Below are 16539 nucleotides of genomic sequence, written 5' to 3'. Positions count from 1 at the left end.
CTCCCCCCAAACTGACTAGGGGAGGCGTTCTTACCCATGCACGATTTTGACTGGAACATCCCCCTGCCCCTGCACTTCGGTCAAGCCGAAACCTCGCAGATGAGCCTGGCCAGGGCCTTGCCGGACGATGCCCAGCGACCCGTCTTCGAAGCTTTTATCCAGCAGCGTTTCCGAAAAGCCCATGGCGCCGATATCCGCCATTTCATGCCGCAACTGTTCGGCCTGAGCGATGAGTCCGACACGCTGTGTGCGGTGGCCGGGATGCGACTGGCCAGTACCGAACCGTTGTTTCTGGAGCGTTACCTGGACGAGCCGATCGATCCGCTGATCAGCGCCGCTGCCGGCCAACCGGTAGACCGGGTCGGGATTGTCGAGGTCGGTAACCTCGCCGCCAGCGATACCGGCAGTGCGCGGCTGAGCATCATCGCCATCACCTACCTGTTGGCCATGGGCGGGCTGGAATGGGTGGCGTTCACCGGCAACATCGGGCTGGTAAACAGTTTTCATCGCCTGGGTTTGAAGCCGGTGACGCTCTGCGCCGCCGACCCCGAGCGGCTGGGAGAGGACCGTCACCACTGGGGCAGTTATTACGAGAGCCAGCCATGGGTGCACGTCGGCAACATCCGCGCCGGTTTCATTCATCTGCGCAACATCGGCCTGTTCAATCGCCTGGGGCTGCCAACGTCCCTTGAGGAGTCCAGCCATGTCGCCTGAAATGGAGCGTTTCAAACAAACCCTGCGCCAGCACGCCGAACACAAAGGCAACGCCGTCGCCCTATGGGGCGATCAGTTGAAACTGGACTACGCCACGCTGTATGCCGAGGTCACGGATCGCCAACAGCGACTGCGCGATGAGCACGTCAAGGTGGTCGCGTTGGCCCTGGATAATGGCTCCGAGGCGATGCTCTGGGACCTGGCCGTCCTGTTCGAAGGGCTGACCTGCCTGACGTTGCCGCCCTTCTTCAGCCCGGCGCAACGCAATCATTGCCTGCAACAGAGCCAGGCCGAACTGGTGATTGCCGAACCGGAACTGGAGGCCGAACTGCAAGCGGCGGGCTACGAAAAAAACGGTGAATTCTGGCATCGCACCTTCAGCGGCCCGAACCTGATACCCGAAGGCACCGCCAAACTGACCTTCACCTCAGGCACCACCGGCACGCCCAAAGGCGTGTGCCTGAGCGCCGAAAGCCTTTTGCGGGTGGCCCGTGAACTGGATCAAGCGAGCAAGCCCACCGATCCGCGGCATCACCTGGCGCTGCTGCCCCTGGCGATTCTGCTGGAAAACCTAGGCTGCTATGCCGCGCTGTATGCCGGCGCGACCCTCAGCGTGCCGAGCCAGAAAACCCTGGGTATTCAGGGCGCCAGCGGTGTCGATGTACCGCGGCTGCTGGGGTGTCTGGCCTCCCGCGCGCCCGAGAGTTTGATCCTGGTGCCACAGTTGCTGCTGATGCTGGTCAGTGCCGCCGAGCAGAAAGCGTTCAACCCCCAATCGTTGCGCTTTGCCGCCGTGGGCGGTGCGCGGGTTTCCGAAGAGCTGCTGCACCGTGCCCAACGCATCGGCATGCCGGTGTACGAGGGTTACGGGTTGTCGGAGTGCACGTCGGTGGTGTGCCTCAATCGCCCCGGAGCACACCGCCCCGGCAGCGTCGGCCGGCCCCTGCCCCATGTCGAAATTCGCCTGGCCGACGACGGCGAAGTGCTGGTCAAGGGCTCGACCCTGCTCGGTTATCTGGGGCAAGCGCCCTACCACAATGAATGGTGGCCGACCGGCGATCTCGGCGAGTTCGACCCGGAAGGTTTTCTCTACCTCAACGGGCGCAAGAAGCATCAGTTCATCACCAGTTTCGGCCGCAACGTCAATCCGGAATGGGTCGAGGCCGAACTCACCCAGCGTCGCCACATCGCTCAGGCGTTCGTCTACGGCGAAGCGATGCCAAGCAACCACGCTCTGCTCTGGCCCCATCGGCCGGACTGCACTGATGAAGAGCTGGCCACCGCCGTAGCCGAGGCCAATGAGGTATTGCCCGATTACGCCCAGGTTCATCACTGGACCCGTCTCGATCAACCCTTCACCCCCGCCAACGGCCTGCTGACCGCCAATGGCCGACCGCGCCGCGACGCCATCGTCGAGCGTTATCGGGCGCAGCTCACTGAATCCGTTTTCCCCGAGGTATCTGCACCATGAGTTTTTTCGACACCCTGCAAGAAGCCACTCATCAGGAACGCCACGAGCTGTTCAATCTGCCGATCATCCGCGATGCCCTTCAAGGCAACGTGAGCCTGGACAGCTACCGCGCCTTCCTCACCCAGGCTTACTACCATGTGCGCCATACCGTGCCGTTGATGATGGCGTGCGGCGCACGTCTGCCGCAGCGTCTGGAATGGTTGCGCAAAGCGGTGTGCGAGTACATCGAAGACGAATACGGTCACGAACAGTGGGTGCTCGACGATATCGCGGCCTGTGGCGGTGACAAAGACGCCGTGCGTGACGGTCGTCCATCGCTGCCGATCGAGTTGATGGTCAGTTTCCTCTACGACCTGATTGCCCGGGACAACCCGGTGGGCCTGTTCGGCATGGTCAACGTGCTGGAAGGCACCAGCATTGCCCTGGCCACCCACGCGGCCGCCAGCATCCGCGAACGCCTGGTGCTGCCGGAAACCGCCTTCAGCTACCTGAGCTCCCACGGCTCATTGGATATCGAACACATGCAGACCTACCGCCGCTTGATGAACCTGCTCGAAGACCCGGCCGACCAGGCTGCGGTGATTCATGCCTCGAAGGTCGTGTACACGCTCTACACCGACATGTTCCGGGGCCTGCCGCGTGATGGGGAGAATCTGCATGCGCCCGTCTGAGGCACGCGTGGTATTGACCGGCGCCAGCGGCGGCATCGGCCTGGCCATCGCCAGCACCCTGTGTGCCAGCGGCGCCCATGTATTGGCCGTGGCCCGGCATCGAGCGTCGTTGGAGCCCTTGCTCGAGCGCTACCCGGAGCAGTTGCGCTGGGTCGGGGCGGACCTGACCCTGCCTGATGACCGGCGCAAAGTGCTGGCGGCGGCCGAGGCCATCGGCGACATCAACCTGCTGATCAATGCCGCAGGCGTCAATCACTTCGCCATGCTCGAACAGCTCGATGACAGCGAGATCAACGCCATGCTCGCAGTGAACGTCAGCGCGCCGATCTGCCTGACCAGGCTGTTGCTGCCGCTGCTCAAGCAGGCCGAGAGTGCCATGGTGGTGAACGTCGGTTCGACCTACGGTTCCATCGGCTACCCCGGTTACGCCAGCTATTGCGCCACCAAGTTTGCCCTGCGCGGTTTCTCCGAAGCCCTGCGCCGGGAACTGGCCGATACCCGGATCAACGTGCTCTATGTCGCTCCCCGGGCAACCCATACCAGCATGAACAGCGCGGCGGCCCAAGCGCTGAACGATGCGCTCAAAGCCAATGTCGACGACCCGCAAACCGTCGCTTCAGCGGTCATCCACGCCATTGCCGGCGACCGTCGCGACTTGTACCTGGGCTGGCCGGAACGCTTTTTCGTGCGCCTGAACAGTCTGTTGCCGCATCTGGTGGACCGTGGCTTGCGCAAGCAATTGCCGCTGATCCGTCGCCTGAGTCAGAAGCCCGATAAGGAGAGCCTCAAACCATGAAGAAATTTCTCACCTGCTTGTTGCTCGCCGTGCTGAGCCAAAGCGTCTGGGCGCTGGAAGCCGCCGATCAGCAGCGCCTCAACGCCATTCAACAAAGCTGGGCGCACATCCAGTACGAATTGCCCGCCGAACAGCGCAGCGCCGCCTTCGAAAAACTTGCAGCCCAGGCTTCCGCGTTTACCCGGGAACGCCAGTCCCTGGCTGAAGCGTGGATCTGGTCCGGTATCGTCACCAGCAGTTGGGCCGGAGCCCAGGGTGGCCTCGGTGCCCTGAGCAAGGCCAAGGCAGCCAAAGTCGATCTGGAAAAAGCCCTGACCATCGATCCCAAGGCCCTGCAAGGCTCGGCCTACACCAGCCTCGCGGCGCTGTATGATCGAGTGCCCGGCTGGCCTATCGGTTTCGGCGATGCCGACAAGGCCGAACAGCTGTTGAAGCAGGCTCTGGAGCTGAACCCGACCGGCATCGACAGTCTGTACTTCTGGGGTGATCACCTTTACCGTCAAAAGCGCTATGGTGAAGCTCGGGATGCACTGCAAAAAGCCCTGCACGCCGCGCCCCGTCCTGGCCGGGAAAGCGCCGACGCCGGGCGTCGCAAAGAGATCGAAGCATTACTGGGTGACGTAAACAAGAAACTCGACTGACAGGAGTCCCGTGTGCGCTTATTACTGATCGAGGATGACGTGGCCCTTGGCGAGGGCATTCATCAGGCGCTGGGCCGTGAGGGTTACACCGTTGACTGGCTGCAGGACGGCAGCAACGCCTTGCATTCACTGCTCAGCGAAACCTTCGATGTGGCGGTGCTCGACCTCGGCCTGCCGCGCATGGACGGTCTGGAAGTGTTGCGCCGCTTGCGTGCCAGCGGCTCGAACCTGCCGGTGCTGATCCTCACCGCCCGGGACGCCACCGAAGACCGCATCGCCGGGCTGGATGCCGGCGCCGACGATTACCTGATCAAGCCCTTCGACCTGGCCGAACTCAAGGCTCGCCTGCGGGCCTTGTTGCGCCGCAGTGCCGGTCGCGCGCAAGTGCTGATCGAACACGCCGGCATCAGCCTGAACCCCGGCACCCAGCAAGTCAGTTATCAGGGCGAGCCGGTGGCGCTGACGCCCAAGGAATATCAACTGCTCCATGAATTGCTCTCGCCTCCGGGCCGGGTCATGACCCGCGATCACTTGATGCAACTGCTTTACGGCTGGAACGAAGAAGCCGAAAGCAACACCCTGGAAGTGCACATCCATCACCTGCGCAAGAAATTCTCCACCGATCTGATCCGCACCATTCGTGGGGTGGGTTATCTGGTGGAGGAGCGTCGATGACGTCTATCCGGCATCGCACCCTGACGCTGATCATCGGCCTGATGCTGACGGGGCTGGCAATCATCAGTGTGTTCAACCTGCACGACAGCAATCACGAAATTGCCGAAGTCTACGATGCCCAACTGGCGCAGAACGCCCGACTGCTGCAGGGTGTGATGCGCATGCCGCTGGCCAGCCAAGAACACGCCGAACTGTATCAAGCGTTCAACAAGGCCTTGAGTGAAGCGGTGCCGGGCGTCGATGGTCACCCCTATGAAGGCAAAATTGCCTTTCAGGTGTGGAATCGCAAGGGCGAAGTGCTGGTGCACACTGCCAGCGCGCCCTCCTTCACCGCGCCGCCGACAACGCATGGTTTCAGCGATGTGGTGGATTTGAACAACCGTCATTGGCGGGTGTTCGTGCTCGAAGACAAACAAAATGACCTGCGCATCTGGGTCGGTGAACGGGATGATGTGCGTGCGGACCTGGTCGACCGGATCGTGCGTCACACCCTATGGCCCAATGTGTTGGGCAGTCTGATACTGGCGGCCATGGTCTGGCTGGCCATTGGTTGGGGACTCAAACCCCTGGCCGATATGGCAGCAACCTTGCGGGCACGGCACAGCGGTTCTCTGGAGCCGTTGCAACTGACCCCGTTGCCCAGCGAACTGGAACCGATGCAAGCGGCGCTCAATCGCATGCTCGCGCAAATTCAAGAGGTGCTGGGCCGTGAGCGACGCTTCATCGCCGACGCCGCCCACGAATTACGCACGCCACTGGCCGTGTTGCGGGTGCATGCGCAAAACCTGCTGGAGGCCGGCACGGAACAGGAACGTCGTGAGTCCCTGGCATTTCTGATTGCCGGGGTCGATCGCGCCAGCCGTCTGGTCAATCAGTTGCTGACCATGGCCCGTCTCGAACCCAAGGCCGTGGTGCCGGTGCTGCACAGCATCGACCTGAGTGAAACCGTGCGCGCCAGCCTGGCCCAGCTCACTCCCTGGTTACTGAGCAGGAACCTGGAACTGGCTTTCGACGCCGAGGACCGGCCTTTCAAAGTCCTCGCCGATGCCGGCGCCATCGATATCGCCCTGAACAACCTGGTCACCAACGCGGCGAATTTTTCGCCGGAGCATGGCGTCATCACCGTGCAACTGTGCCAGGACGACGGGTTCTACAATTTGAGCGTCCAGGACCAGGGACCGGGTATCGACGAAGCGGATCGCGCACGATTGTTCGAACGCTTCTACAGCCGCGGAAACACCGGCGGCGCAGGCTTGGGACTGGCCATCGTCAACACCATCGCGACGCAGCTGGGTGGGCGGATTACCCTGGTCAACCCACCGGAAGGCGGGTTGCGAGCGACGCTGTCGATCCCTGTTGACCCGCACCATTGAACACTCTGTGACGAGGGAGCTTGCTCCCGCTGGGCTACGTAGCGACCCCAAAATCTGAACAATCGCCGATTTTTGTGAGTGCTACGCACTCAAGCGGGAGCAAGCTCCCTCGCCACAGGTTTCTCACTGACTCAAGATTCCATTACCCGAGCGAGGCTAGCCCGCGAAGAACGATAACGCGGTGTGCCAGACCTGACGCCTTCGCAGGCAAGTCGGATCGCCGCACCGCTCGTTCCTACAGAGGAATGGAGCCTCGCAGCAGAGCCTGCTCACGCTCACACAACTCCACCACGTAATCCCACAACACCCGCAGCCGCACCGATTTGTGCAGCTCGCGCCGCGTACTGATCCAATAGCTGCGCTGGATGCTTTCGTCCGGCAGCAACGGCACCAGTTCAGAATCGGCGCTGGCCATGTAGCACGGCAGCACGGCGATCCCCAGGCCCGAGCGTGCGGCCTGTTGTTGGGCGATGACGCTGGTGCTGTGAAACACCACCTGGGGGTTGCGGCAAAAGCTGTTGAGGAACATCAGTTCCTGGCTGAACAGCAAATCATCGACGTAGCCGATCCACGCGTGGCGGCCGAGGTCTTCGCGGCTGCGCAGCGGTGGCGAGCGGTCCAGATAGGCCTGGCTGGCGTAGAGCGCCAGTCGATAGTCGGTGAGTTTGCGGGTGACCAGCATGTCGGCGGCCGGGCGTTCGAGGTGAATGCTGATCTCCGCTTCACGGTTGAGGATGCTGACGAAGCGCGGCACCGCCACCAGTTCCACTTCCAACCCCGGATAGCGTTCGAACAACCCGTTCATGCGGCTGGCGAGGAACATGATGCCCAGCCCCTCCGTCACCCCGACGCGGATCTTGCCCAGCGGCGCGGTGGATTGGGTGATTTCTTCCTGGGCCAGCAACGCGACGTTTTCCATGGCCTCAGCATGCTTGAGCAGCGCTTCGCCGGCCGGGGTCAATTCGTAGCCCTGGGCATGCTGGACGAACAGCGCGGTGCCGAGGCTTTTTTCGATGGCCTCGATGTGCCGGGCCACGGTGGCGTGGGTGGTGTTCAAGCGGCGGGCGGCGGTCAGCAAGCGGCCGCTGCGCTGCAATTCAAGAAAAAACCGCAGGTCATTCCAGTCGAACATGAACCATCCTTGACGTTATGCCGTTACTAACGGCTGTTTAAAAACGCACAGCAGCTGCGCAAAAACTAACATTCTTTTAACGAAAGCTAACAACTAGGATGACCGACAACAAGAACAACAATACGAGGTCAGGGATGCAGACTTCCCTTGATGAATACGATTACATCGTGGTCGGCGCCGGGCCGGCCGGGTGTTTGCTGGCCAATCGACTGTCGGCCAACCCGCAACACCGCGTGTTGCTGCTCGAAGCCGGCGGCCGCGACAACTACCCGTGGATTCACATCCCGGTGGGTTACCTGTTCTGCATCGGCAACCCGCGCACCGACTGGTGTTTCAAGACCGAGTCGCAACCGGGCCTGCAAGGCCGCGCCCTGAGCTACCCGCGAGGCAAGGTGCTTGGCGGCTGTTCCTCGATCAACGGCATGATCTACATGCGCGGCCAGGCTGGCGACTATGATGGCTGGGCAGCCGAGGGCAATCCCGGCTGGGGCTGGCAAGACGTGCTGCCGCTGTTCAAACAGAGCGAAAACCATTTTGCCGGTAACTCGGAATTTCACGGCGCCGCTGGCGAATGGCGGATCGAGCGGCAACGTCTGTCGTGGCCGATTCTCGATGCCTTCCGCACTGCTGCCGAACAAAGCGGCATTGCCAGCATCGATGACTTCAACCGGGGCGACAACGAAGGTTGCGGTTATTTCCAGGTCAACCAAAAAGCCGGGGTGCGCTGGAACGCGGCCAAGGCGTTTCTCAAACCGGTCCGCCACCGCGCCAATCTCACGGTGCTGACCGATGTTGAAGTCGACCGCGTGCTGTTGGAAAACGGCCGTGCCTCGGCGATCAGCGCCCGTTGGCAAGATCAGGCGAAAACCTTCAAGGCGCGCAAGGAAATCATCCTGTGCGCCGGCTCCGTCGGTTCACCCGGCATCCTCCAGCGTTCCGGCATCGGCCCTCGCCCGCTGCTGCAACAACTCGGTATCGGCGTTGCCCATGAACTGCCCGGCGTGGGCGGCAACCTGCAGGACCACCTGCAACTGCGGCTGATCTACAAACTGGAAAACGCCCGCACCCTGAACCAGATCGCCGGCACGCTGTGGGGCAAGATGGGCATGGGTCTGCGTTATCTGTATGACCGCAGCGGCCCATTGTCGATGGCGCCAAGCCAACTCGGCGCCTTCGCCCGCTCGGGGCCGGAACAGACCTCGGCGAACCTCGAATACCACGTGCAACCCCTGTCGCTGGAGCGTTTCGGCGAGCCGCTGCACGCCTTCCCCGCCTTCACCGCATCGGTCTGTGATCTGCGCCCGCAAAGCCGTGGGCGCATAGACATTCGCTCTGCCGACCCGCGAGAAGCGCCGCTGATTCAGCCCAATTACCTGAGCCATCCCGAAGACTTGCGAGTGGCAGCCGACGCGATCCGCCTGACCCGCCGCATCGTTCGCGCCCCCGCCCTGCAAGCGTTCAAACCGGTGGAATACCTGCCCGGCGACAGTTTGCAGAGCGAAGAGCAATTGCACGAAGCCGCCGCCCGGATCGGCACCACCATTTTCCACCCGGTGGGCACCTGCCGGATGGGCAACGACGCGGACGCGGTAGTCGACGCTGAGCTGCGCGTGCATGGAATCCCCGGCCTGCGCATCGCCGACGCCTCGATCATGCCGCGCATCACCTCGGGCAACACCTGCTCGCCGACATTGATGATCGCCGAGAAAGCCGCGCAACTGATCCTCAGTCCAGACACAAGGAGCCTCAACCCGCAGAAGCCCACTGTAGGAGCGAGGCTTGCCCGCGAAGAACGATGACGCGGTGTGTCAGGTCTGACGCCTTCGCGAGCAAGCTTCGCTCCTACAAAGATCGACGTACACCCCGCTTTATGGATAAACGCGGCACCCGCCACAAGGCTGGCGCCGACAGTGGAACAACAAAAACAATCACTGTGAGGGATACCGATATGTCAGAACATGTTCAGCCCCTGGAAGCCGTCCGCAGCGCGGGCACCAGTCAGGAAACCCAGAAAGTCATCTTCGCCTCGTCCCTGGGGACGGTGTTCGAGTGGTATGACTTTTTCCTCTACGGCGCCCTCGCGGCGGTGATCAGCAAACAGTTCTTTGCCGGGGTCAACGACACCACGGCGTTCATCTTCGCGCTGATGGCCTTCGCCGCCGGCTTCATCGTGCGGCCGTTCGGTGCGTTGGTGTTCGGACGCCTGGGGGACATGATCGGGCGTAAATACACGTTCCTCGCGACCATCGTCCTCATGGGCCTTGCAACCTTTTGCGTCGGCTTGCTGCCAACCTACGCGAGTATTGGCATCGCCGCGCCGATCGTCCTCGTGGTGCTGCGCATGCTTCAAGGTCTGGCGCTGGGCGGTGAGTATGGCGGCGCTGCGACTTACGTCGCCGAACACGCACCGATCGGCAAACGCGGCTTCCACACCAGCTGGATTCAATCCACCGCCACCCTCGGCTTGCTGCTGTCGCTGCTGGTGGTGCTCGGCTGCCGTTACTTCACCGGCGACCAGTTTGAAGTCTGGGGCTGGCGCATTCCGTTTCTGTTTTCAATCGTGCTGCTGGGCATCTCCACCTGGATTCGCCTGAGCCTGCACGAGTCGCCTGCGTTCGTGAAAATGAAAGAGGAAGGCAAACTCTGCAAGTCGCCGCTGCGCGATTCCTTCGGCAAATGGGACAACCTTAAAGTGGTGCTGATCGCCCTGTTCAGCATCAACGCCGGGCAAGCGGTGACCTTCTATGCCGCGCAGTTCTATGTGCTGTTCTTCCTCACGCAGTTCCTGAAAATGGACCCGGCCCTGGCCAACAGTCTGCTGATTGTCAGCGTGATCATTGGCGCACCGTTCTTCATTTTCTTCGGCTGGCTGTCGGATAAAGTCGGGCGCAAACCGGTGCTGATGATCGGCCTGCTGCTGGCGACTGCACTGTACTTTCCGATCTTCAAGTCCATCGCCCACTACGCCAACCCGGCCATCGACCAGGCCAGCCGTCAGGCACCGATCACCGTACTGGCCGACCCGGCCACCTGCACCTTCCAGTTCGACCCGGTGGGCAAGGCGAAATTTGATAGCCCGTGCGACAAGGTCAAAACCTTCCTGGTCAAACAGGGCCTGCCGTACAACAGCGAAGCGGCCCCGACCGGCAGCGGTGTGCAGGTGAGCGTCGGTGACGTGAAGCTCGACGGCTTTGACGAAGCGGCCCTGCGTGGCGCAGTGACCCTGGCCGGGTATCCGTCAAAAGCCGACATCCAGCTGATCAATAAACCGATGATCGTGGTGTTGATCGTCGCGCTGATCATCATCTCCGCCATGTGCTACGGCCCGCTGGCGGCGCTGATGGTCGAACTGTTCCCGACCCGCATCCGCTACACCTCGATGTCCCTGCCCTATCACATCGGCAACGGCTGGTTCGGCGGTTTCCTGCCGACGGTGTCGTTTGCCCTGGTGGTGTACACCGGGGATATTTTCTACGGGCTGTGGTACCCGGTGGTGATTACCGGGGTGAGCCTGGTGGTGGGGATGATGTGTTTGCGGGAGACGAAGAACGTGGACCTCGATAAAAACTGAGCGCTAACGGGAGGTTAGTTTGTGGCGAGGGTGCAAGCCCCCTCGCCACAAAATGTTTTCTGCACATCAGGTCTTGAGCACCTCAAACGTCACTTCGTCAGGATAGAACGCCACATACCCGCCAATCTGCGCAACCGACACCTTGGGGTGCTCATAACTCCATACCGCATTGGCACTTTCATGCCCGGGGATCTGCAGGCTGTAATAGCTAGCATCGCCCTTGTACGGGCAGTAGCTGGTGTGGTCGGTGCGGGCGAAATACTGTTCGGCGATGTCCTCCCGCGGGATGTAGTACACCGGAGGATAATTGGTCTCATGCATGACCAGCGCCCGAGTGGACGACGCCACTTGAATGCCATGGAACTTCACCACCACGCAACCGGGTTGAGGGACGATGGAGATGGGGTTACCGGGACCTGGGACTTTCATGAGGTCGGTTCCTCTGTTGCTGTTGAGCTGTGTTTGCGCCCCATCAGGTATACCCCATGTTCCGGGTCTCGCGAATATTTCGCAGCCGAACGGAGCGTGCTTCAGTCGCCAGATTGACCGCTGTCATCAACAGCAACAGCTCAAGCTGTACATCCATACAGATAAAGATTGCTCCATCGCTCATCACCCGCCATTCTGTGCACCTCTCGAACCCTGATCGACGATGGTGGTTATGCGGCTGTACCTCTGTGAAAAACCTTCCCAGGCCAAAGACATCGCGGCCGTGCTCGGCGCCCGGCGTCGGGGCGACGGCTGCTGGTTGGGAACAGACGTCACGGTGACCTGGTGCATCGGCCACCTGCTGGAAACCGCGCCGCCGGATGCCTACGACGCGCGCTACAAGCGTTGGGTGCTGGCGGATCTGCCGATTATTCCCGAAAAATGGAAAATGACCGTCAAGCCGCGCACGGCCAGTCAGTACAAGGCGGTCAAACGCCTGCTCGGCGAGGCCAGTGAACTGGTGATTGCCACCGACGCCGACCGCGAGGGCGAAATGATCGCCCGGGAATTGGTGGAGCATTGCCGTTATCGCGGGCCGATCCAGCGGCTGTGGTTGTCGGCACTGGACGATGCGTCGATTCGCAAGGCATTGGCGGCGCTCAAGCCGGGGGCCGAGACGTTCAGCCTCTATCATTCGGCGTTGGGGCGCTCCCGGGCCGACTGGTTGATCGGGATGAACATGAGTCGGTTGTTCACCCTGCTGGGGCGTCAGTCCGGCTATCAGGGCGTGTTGCCGGTCGGTCGGGTACAGACGCCGACCTTGCGCCTGGTGGTGGACCGCGACCGCAGCATTGCCGATTTCGTCCCGGTGGCCTACTGGGCCATCGACGTGCAACTGCTGCACGATGGCACGGCATTCATGGCCCAATGGCGTGCAGCATCGGACGCCTGCGACGATCAGGATCGCTGCCTGAATCAGGCGCTGGCCCGGCAGGCGGCTGCGGCCATTGGCAACGCGGCGAGCGCTCGGGTGATCAAGCTGCGTACCGAGCGCATGCGCGAAGTCGCGCCGCTGCCGTTCGACCTGGGCACCTTGCAGGAAGTCTGCTCGAAAAAACTCGGGCTCGGCGCCCAGGAAACCCTCGATATCGCCCAGGCCCTGTATGAAACCCACAAAGTCATCACCTACCCGCGCAGCGACTGCGGCTACCTGCCCCTGAGTCAGCACAGCGAAGCGCCGGGTATTCTGGCGGCGCTCCGGCAAGCCGATCCGGCCCTGAACGCCTTGCACGATTATCTGGAGCCGCAACGCCGCTCGCGGGCCTGGAACGATGCCAAGGTCAGCGCGCACCACGGCATCATTCCGACCGCCGCGGCGAAGAATCTCGATCGACTGGTGGGCAAGCAACGGGCGGTCTACACCCTGATTCGTGCGCGTTACCTGGCGCAGTTCCTGCCCAATCATGAATACGACCGGACCCAGGCCGATTTCGACTGTGCCGGTGAAGCCTTGCGTGCCGTGGGCAAGCAGATTGTCGAGCCCGGCTGGAAACGCGCCCTGCCCGAAGCCCTCGCGCCCGCCAAGGGCCGCGAAGCGCCGGCACCGCAAACACTGCCGACACTGGCCGAAGGGCGTGACTGCGCGGTGGCTGACGTGAAGCTCAAGGACCTCTGGACCCAGCCGCCCAAGCCGTTCACTGAAGGCGATCTGATCAAGGCGATGAAAAACGTCGCCAAACTGGTGGAAGATCCGCTGCTCAAGCAAAAGCTCAAGGACACCACCGGCATCGGCACCGAAGCCACACGCGCCTCGATCATCCAAGGCCTGCTCGACCGCGGTTATCTGATCAAGAACGGCAAGGCCCTGGCCGCGACGCCGGCGGCTTTCAGCCTGATCGATGCGGTGCCGCGCGCGATTGCCGATCCTGGTACCACGGCGATCTGGGAACAGGCGCTGGACATGGTGCAGAGCGGTGAAATGAGCCTGGAAGAATTCGTCACCAAACAGGCCGCGTGGATGAGCAAGCAAGTGGCACGCTGCGCCGGCCTGAACCTGACCATCAGCGGGCCGGCAAGCCCGGCCGGGCGTGGTGCCACACCGTGGAAAAACAAACGCAAACCCGCCAAACGCAAGCCTTCGACTGGAACCAAGCGCGCGGCGAAACCGGCGGGCAAGGTTTGAGGGCAGCGAATCGAAATGGTCTAGTGTTCTTCAATGTCAGTTAAGACACCGAAGGTACGATCATGGCGACAATCAGGAGCCAGCCCTCGATAGAACTGCACGCCGCCCAGCGCGACGAACTGGAGATCATCGAAAACCTGATGCAGTTCTACGTGTACGACTTCAGCGAATGGTTGCCGCTGAAGCTCGGGGAACATGGCTTATTCAACGTCCAGCCCAAACTGGATTACTGGCGCAACCCGGCAACCCGGCCGTTTCTGATCAAGGTCGACGGCGAACTGGCGGGGTTCGTGACCGTGGATGACGAAACCCATATCGTCGGCGCCGAATACAACATCGGCTACTTTTTCGTCAGTCGACGCTTTCGTGGCCAAGGTGTCGCGAAGTTTGTCGTCTCTGCCCTCTTGAGCCTGTTTCCTGGTCAATGGCAGATTTTCCACATCGATGCCAACCAGCCTGCGCGGCTGTTCTGGGCCAGGGTGATGCCCGATCTCACGGGCGGAGCGTTCACCGTGCATCAACTGCCGATTGACGGTTATCCATGCACCGTTTACCGCTTTGAAAGATCGCAGCCTTCGGCAACGCCTCCGGGGCCCGGGTAAGCGCTGCCGAAGACTCCAAGCGCTGGCCACGCTGACTTTCTAATTCCAAAACCACTTTGTCCGACAATATGTAGTGAACAAAAATAATCACTACAAAACCGTTGACGCCTCCGATTTGCCCTTGCATGATGCAGACGTCTCCCCGATCGGGAGTACAGGCAACACGTTTGAGCAAGTTCGTCTGACCGCCGAGCTGTTTTTCCCGGATACACGCTGCCCACAAGGCAGATTGAAGAAGCTGACCTGGCCTGAACGTCCAGTACAAGGGCGAGAAACGCTAGCGATCAATCCTCATGAAGCTTGTGGCCGACCCTGAAAACGTCGGCAGTGGCCTCCAGGTTTTCGCTGCTTCTCTTCGTTGTGACGCTATTGCGTAGCAGTTATTCAACACGACTACATGCAACAGATGCGCGACCCCGTCGTATTGACGGTCGACCGCTGACGTCCTGGTTTCGGTGCCAGGGATCAACTAACCGATGGGCTACCTGTATTAGCGAATCAACTTTGAAAGATCACCAAATGGTCAAGGGGCTTACTATGAATCTGAACAATCAACCTACTATCGATGAACTGGCTCGCTTGTTCGCTGCGCAAAAAGACAGCCAAGACAGCCATATTCTGTGGATCAGCAAATCGGGCCAGGTCCATATCGACTGCCTTTCGCCCCATGCCCACGAAGAAGAGTTCGACAAGAACAACCAGAACCTGCTGGCCCGTCTGAAGATGTACCGTCGCGGCCAGGGTTATGTCGGCAAGAAAGCCGCGGCCGACAAGGACTTCATCGGCAACGTGCTGCAAACGCTGAAGCAGGCCTGGGCCTCGATGCAGAACCAGAATGAAGTTCGGGTGATTGATCGGTTGTACTGATCTCGCCCAAATACAAGAAGGCCCCGCTCGGTTATCGAGCGGGGCCTTTTTTGTTTCTTGCGTCTGCACCTCTAACTTCGCACCGGGTCAAAAGAACAGGGCTATGGTTAACAGTGCGCTGGACATCGGTTTATCTGCTGGAGGTCTGCGATGAAAACAACCCTGACATTCATGCTACTGGCATTGGCGAGTGCAGCCCATGCGAACAGTGTTCCCGGCGTTCCCGCCTTCGATGTGGACTGCCCCGGGAACATCATGGTCCACGCCGACCAGGATGGTCCGGTGATGATCAACAGCAAAGAAGCCCAGACCAAAATGATCAACGATCGTCTTTTCGAGGCCAAGGGGTCCGACGTGACGATCTCGATCAGCATCGCGGATGACGACACGGTAGCCGTGACTTATACCAGCAAGAAAGGCGGCAATGGCATCTGCCAGTCCGTGGATGATTGATCTACACGCTGGCGCTGCTTGCCATCACCAGGTTCGCGAACGCCACTGACGCAGCACTGTGGTAGTTGTTCTTCCTGCGCAGCAATGCCGCGTCGCGCCGGGGTGCCTCGCCCTGTAATTCAATTCGGCGCAATGCCCGTTCCGCCGTGGCGATGGGCTCCGGGAGGATGGTAGCCATCGGCGTGTGGCGAATGACCTCCAGCAACGTACTCACCGAATTCACCTCGATCGCCACCTTGGGCGTGATGCTTTGTTGCCGAAAATACTCGTCGACTGAGGATCGGGTGATGAAGTCCGGCGTCAGCAATGCGAATTCCAATTGCGCCATCTCCTTGGGTGATAGCGGGATCTGCTGTTCGTACAACGGATGACGGTGCCCGACCATCACGCCCAGAGTCTCGACAAACGCCGGCAGGCACTCGATATCCGGGCTCCTCACCGGGGTGAAGGCAATGGCAATGTCCAGCGAGTCATCGAGCAGCCCGGCCTCGATGTCATCCATCGACAACTCGAAAATCTGCAGATGGATGTTCGGAAACTTTGCCACGTAATCGCGCACCAGCGGCCCCACCAGATACGCCATGAAGGTTGGCGTCATGGCCAGCCGCAAGGTGCCGCGAGACAAGTCCTTCACGTCATGCAGCGCACGTTTGCCCGCCTCCAGTTCCACCAGCACCCGCCGGGCGCATTCGATATAGGCCTGCCCCGCGTCGGTCGGTTTGACCGTGCGCGAGGTGCGGTCGAACAGGCTGACACCCAGGGTTTCCTCCAGTTGCCGGATCTGCTGGGACAGCGTTGGTTGGGAGACGTGCAACGCCTCGGCGGCACGGGTGAAGCCGCCGTGGTCGGCGACCGCCAGCAGGTAGCGCAAATGTCGGAGCAGCATGGGGCTCATCATCTATAGGAAGGACTTATGCAAAGCATTGTATATCGGTCTTGGACGCTATGGATTAACCAACCGA

Annotated in this window: 16 protein-coding genes; 13 read left to right on the top strand and 3 right to left on the bottom strand. The window is 61.0% G+C overall.

What is annotated here, in order from left to right; all coding sequences use genetic code 11:
• Positions 1–36: 36 nt before the first annotated feature.
• The 7 genes from AC30D7_RS11075 to AC30D7_RS11045 are packed head-to-tail and all read left to right on the top strand — an operon-like array spanning position 37 to position 6341.
• Positions 37–714 (top strand): thermostable hemolysin, encoded by a 678-nt coding sequence (locus AC30D7_RS11075; protein ID WP_490134080.1) that lies wholly within the window; start codon positions 37–39, stop codon positions 712–714.
• Entirely contained in the window at positions 704–2185 is a 1482-nt protein-coding gene (locus AC30D7_RS11070; protein ID WP_490134079.1) for an AMP-binding protein, read from the top strand. Before AC30D7_RS11075 ends, AC30D7_RS11070 begins: the two co-directional genes overlap by 11 nt.
• The gene (locus tag AC30D7_RS11065; protein WP_490134078.1) at positions 2182–2856 is read left to right on the top strand and encodes an iron-containing redox enzyme family protein; all 675 of its coding nucleotides are present in this window, start codon (positions 2182–2184) and stop codon (positions 2854–2856) included. The genes AC30D7_RS11070 and AC30D7_RS11065 overlap by 4 nt, the downstream gene beginning before the upstream one ends.
• Positions 2843–3652, top strand: a complete 810-nt coding sequence (locus AC30D7_RS11060; protein ID WP_490134077.1) for an SDR family oxidoreductase — start codon at positions 2843–2845, stop codon at positions 3650–3652. Before AC30D7_RS11065 ends, AC30D7_RS11060 begins: the two co-directional genes overlap by 14 nt.
• The gene (locus AC30D7_RS11055; RefSeq protein ID WP_490134076.1) at positions 3649–4293 is read left to right on the top strand and encodes a tetratricopeptide repeat protein; all 645 of its coding nucleotides are present in this window, start codon (positions 3649–3651) and stop codon (positions 4291–4293) included. The genes AC30D7_RS11060 and AC30D7_RS11055 overlap by 4 nt, the downstream gene beginning before the upstream one ends.
• Before the next feature lie 12 nt (positions 4294–4305).
• Positions 4306–4968, top strand: coding sequence for a response regulator (locus tag AC30D7_RS11050; protein WP_490134075.1), 663 nt, complete (start codon positions 4306–4308; stop codon positions 4966–4968).
• On the top strand, positions 4965–6341 hold the full coding sequence (locus AC30D7_RS11045) for a sensor histidine kinase (RefSeq protein WP_490134074.1): 1377 nt from the start codon (positions 4965–4967) through the stop codon (positions 6339–6341). Before AC30D7_RS11050 ends, AC30D7_RS11045 begins: the two co-directional genes overlap by 4 nt.
• A 235-nt stretch (positions 6342–6576) precedes the next feature.
• On the opposite strand, the gene AC30D7_RS11040 is transcribed toward AC30D7_RS11045, so the two are convergent.
• Positions 6577–7473, bottom strand: coding sequence for a LysR family transcriptional regulator (locus AC30D7_RS11040; protein WP_490134073.1), 897 nt, complete (start codon positions 7471–7473; stop codon positions 6577–6579).
• 134 nt (positions 7474–7607) lie between these two features.
• On the opposite strand from AC30D7_RS11040, the gene AC30D7_RS11035 reads away from it, so the two are divergent.
• Both AC30D7_RS11035 and AC30D7_RS11030 read left to right on the top strand, forming a co-directional pair.
• Positions 7608–9272, top strand: a complete 1665-nt coding sequence (locus AC30D7_RS11035) for a GMC family oxidoreductase (RefSeq protein ID WP_490134072.1) — start codon at positions 7608–7610, stop codon at positions 9270–9272.
• Positions 9273–9421: 149 nt separating this feature from the next.
• Positions 9422–11044 carry an MFS transporter gene (locus tag AC30D7_RS11030; protein WP_490134071.1) on the top strand — a complete coding sequence of 541 codons (1623 nt, stop codon included), beginning with the start codon at positions 9422–9424 and terminating at the stop codon, positions 11042–11044.
• Positions 11045–11110: 66 nt separating this feature from the next.
• On the opposite strand, the gene AC30D7_RS11025 is transcribed toward AC30D7_RS11030, so the two are convergent.
• Positions 11111–11473: a DUF427 domain-containing protein gene (locus tag AC30D7_RS11025; protein WP_490134070.1), complete on the bottom strand. Its 363-nt coding sequence runs from the start codon at positions 11471–11473 to the stop codon at positions 11111–11113.
• Between the two features lie 232 nt (positions 11474–11705).
• Here AC30D7_RS11025 and AC30D7_RS11020 point away from each other — a divergent pair, with 232 nt between their 5' ends.
• The 4 genes from AC30D7_RS11020 (at position 11706) to AC30D7_RS11005 (ending at position 15577) form a co-directional block, all read left to right on the top strand.
• A complete protein-coding gene (locus AC30D7_RS11020; protein WP_490134069.1) occupies positions 11706–13655 on the top strand; it encodes a DNA topoisomerase III in 1950 nt (649 codons plus the stop codon).
• Between the two features lie 62 nt (positions 13656–13717).
• Positions 13718–14257, top strand: coding sequence for a GNAT family N-acetyltransferase (locus tag AC30D7_RS11015; RefSeq protein ID WP_490134068.1), 540 nt, complete (start codon positions 13718–13720; stop codon positions 14255–14257).
• A gap of 537 nt (positions 14258–14794) precedes the next feature.
• Positions 14795–15124 (top strand): hypothetical protein, encoded by a 330-nt coding sequence (locus AC30D7_RS11010; RefSeq protein WP_028940228.1) that lies wholly within the window; start codon positions 14795–14797, stop codon positions 15122–15124.
• Positions 15125–15274: 150 nt separating this feature from the next.
• On the top strand, positions 15275–15577 hold the full coding sequence (locus AC30D7_RS11005) for a hypothetical protein (RefSeq protein ID WP_490134067.1): 303 nt from the start codon (positions 15275–15277) through the stop codon (positions 15575–15577).
• Position 15578: 1 nt separating this feature from the next.
• Here AC30D7_RS11005 and cynR read toward each other — a convergent pair whose 3' ends face one another.
• Positions 15579–16463 carry a transcriptional regulator CynR gene (cynR, locus tag AC30D7_RS11000; RefSeq protein ID WP_490134066.1) on the bottom strand — a complete coding sequence of 295 codons (885 nt, stop codon included), beginning with the start codon at positions 16461–16463 and terminating at the stop codon, positions 15579–15581.
• Positions 16464–16539: the final 76 nt, after the last annotated feature.

The sequence above is a fragment of the Pseudomonas sp. DF5 genome (assembly GCF_058148225.1).
The sequence above is the reverse complement of the archived record's forward strand: the minus strand, read 5'-3'. Positions and strand labels throughout refer to the sequence as shown.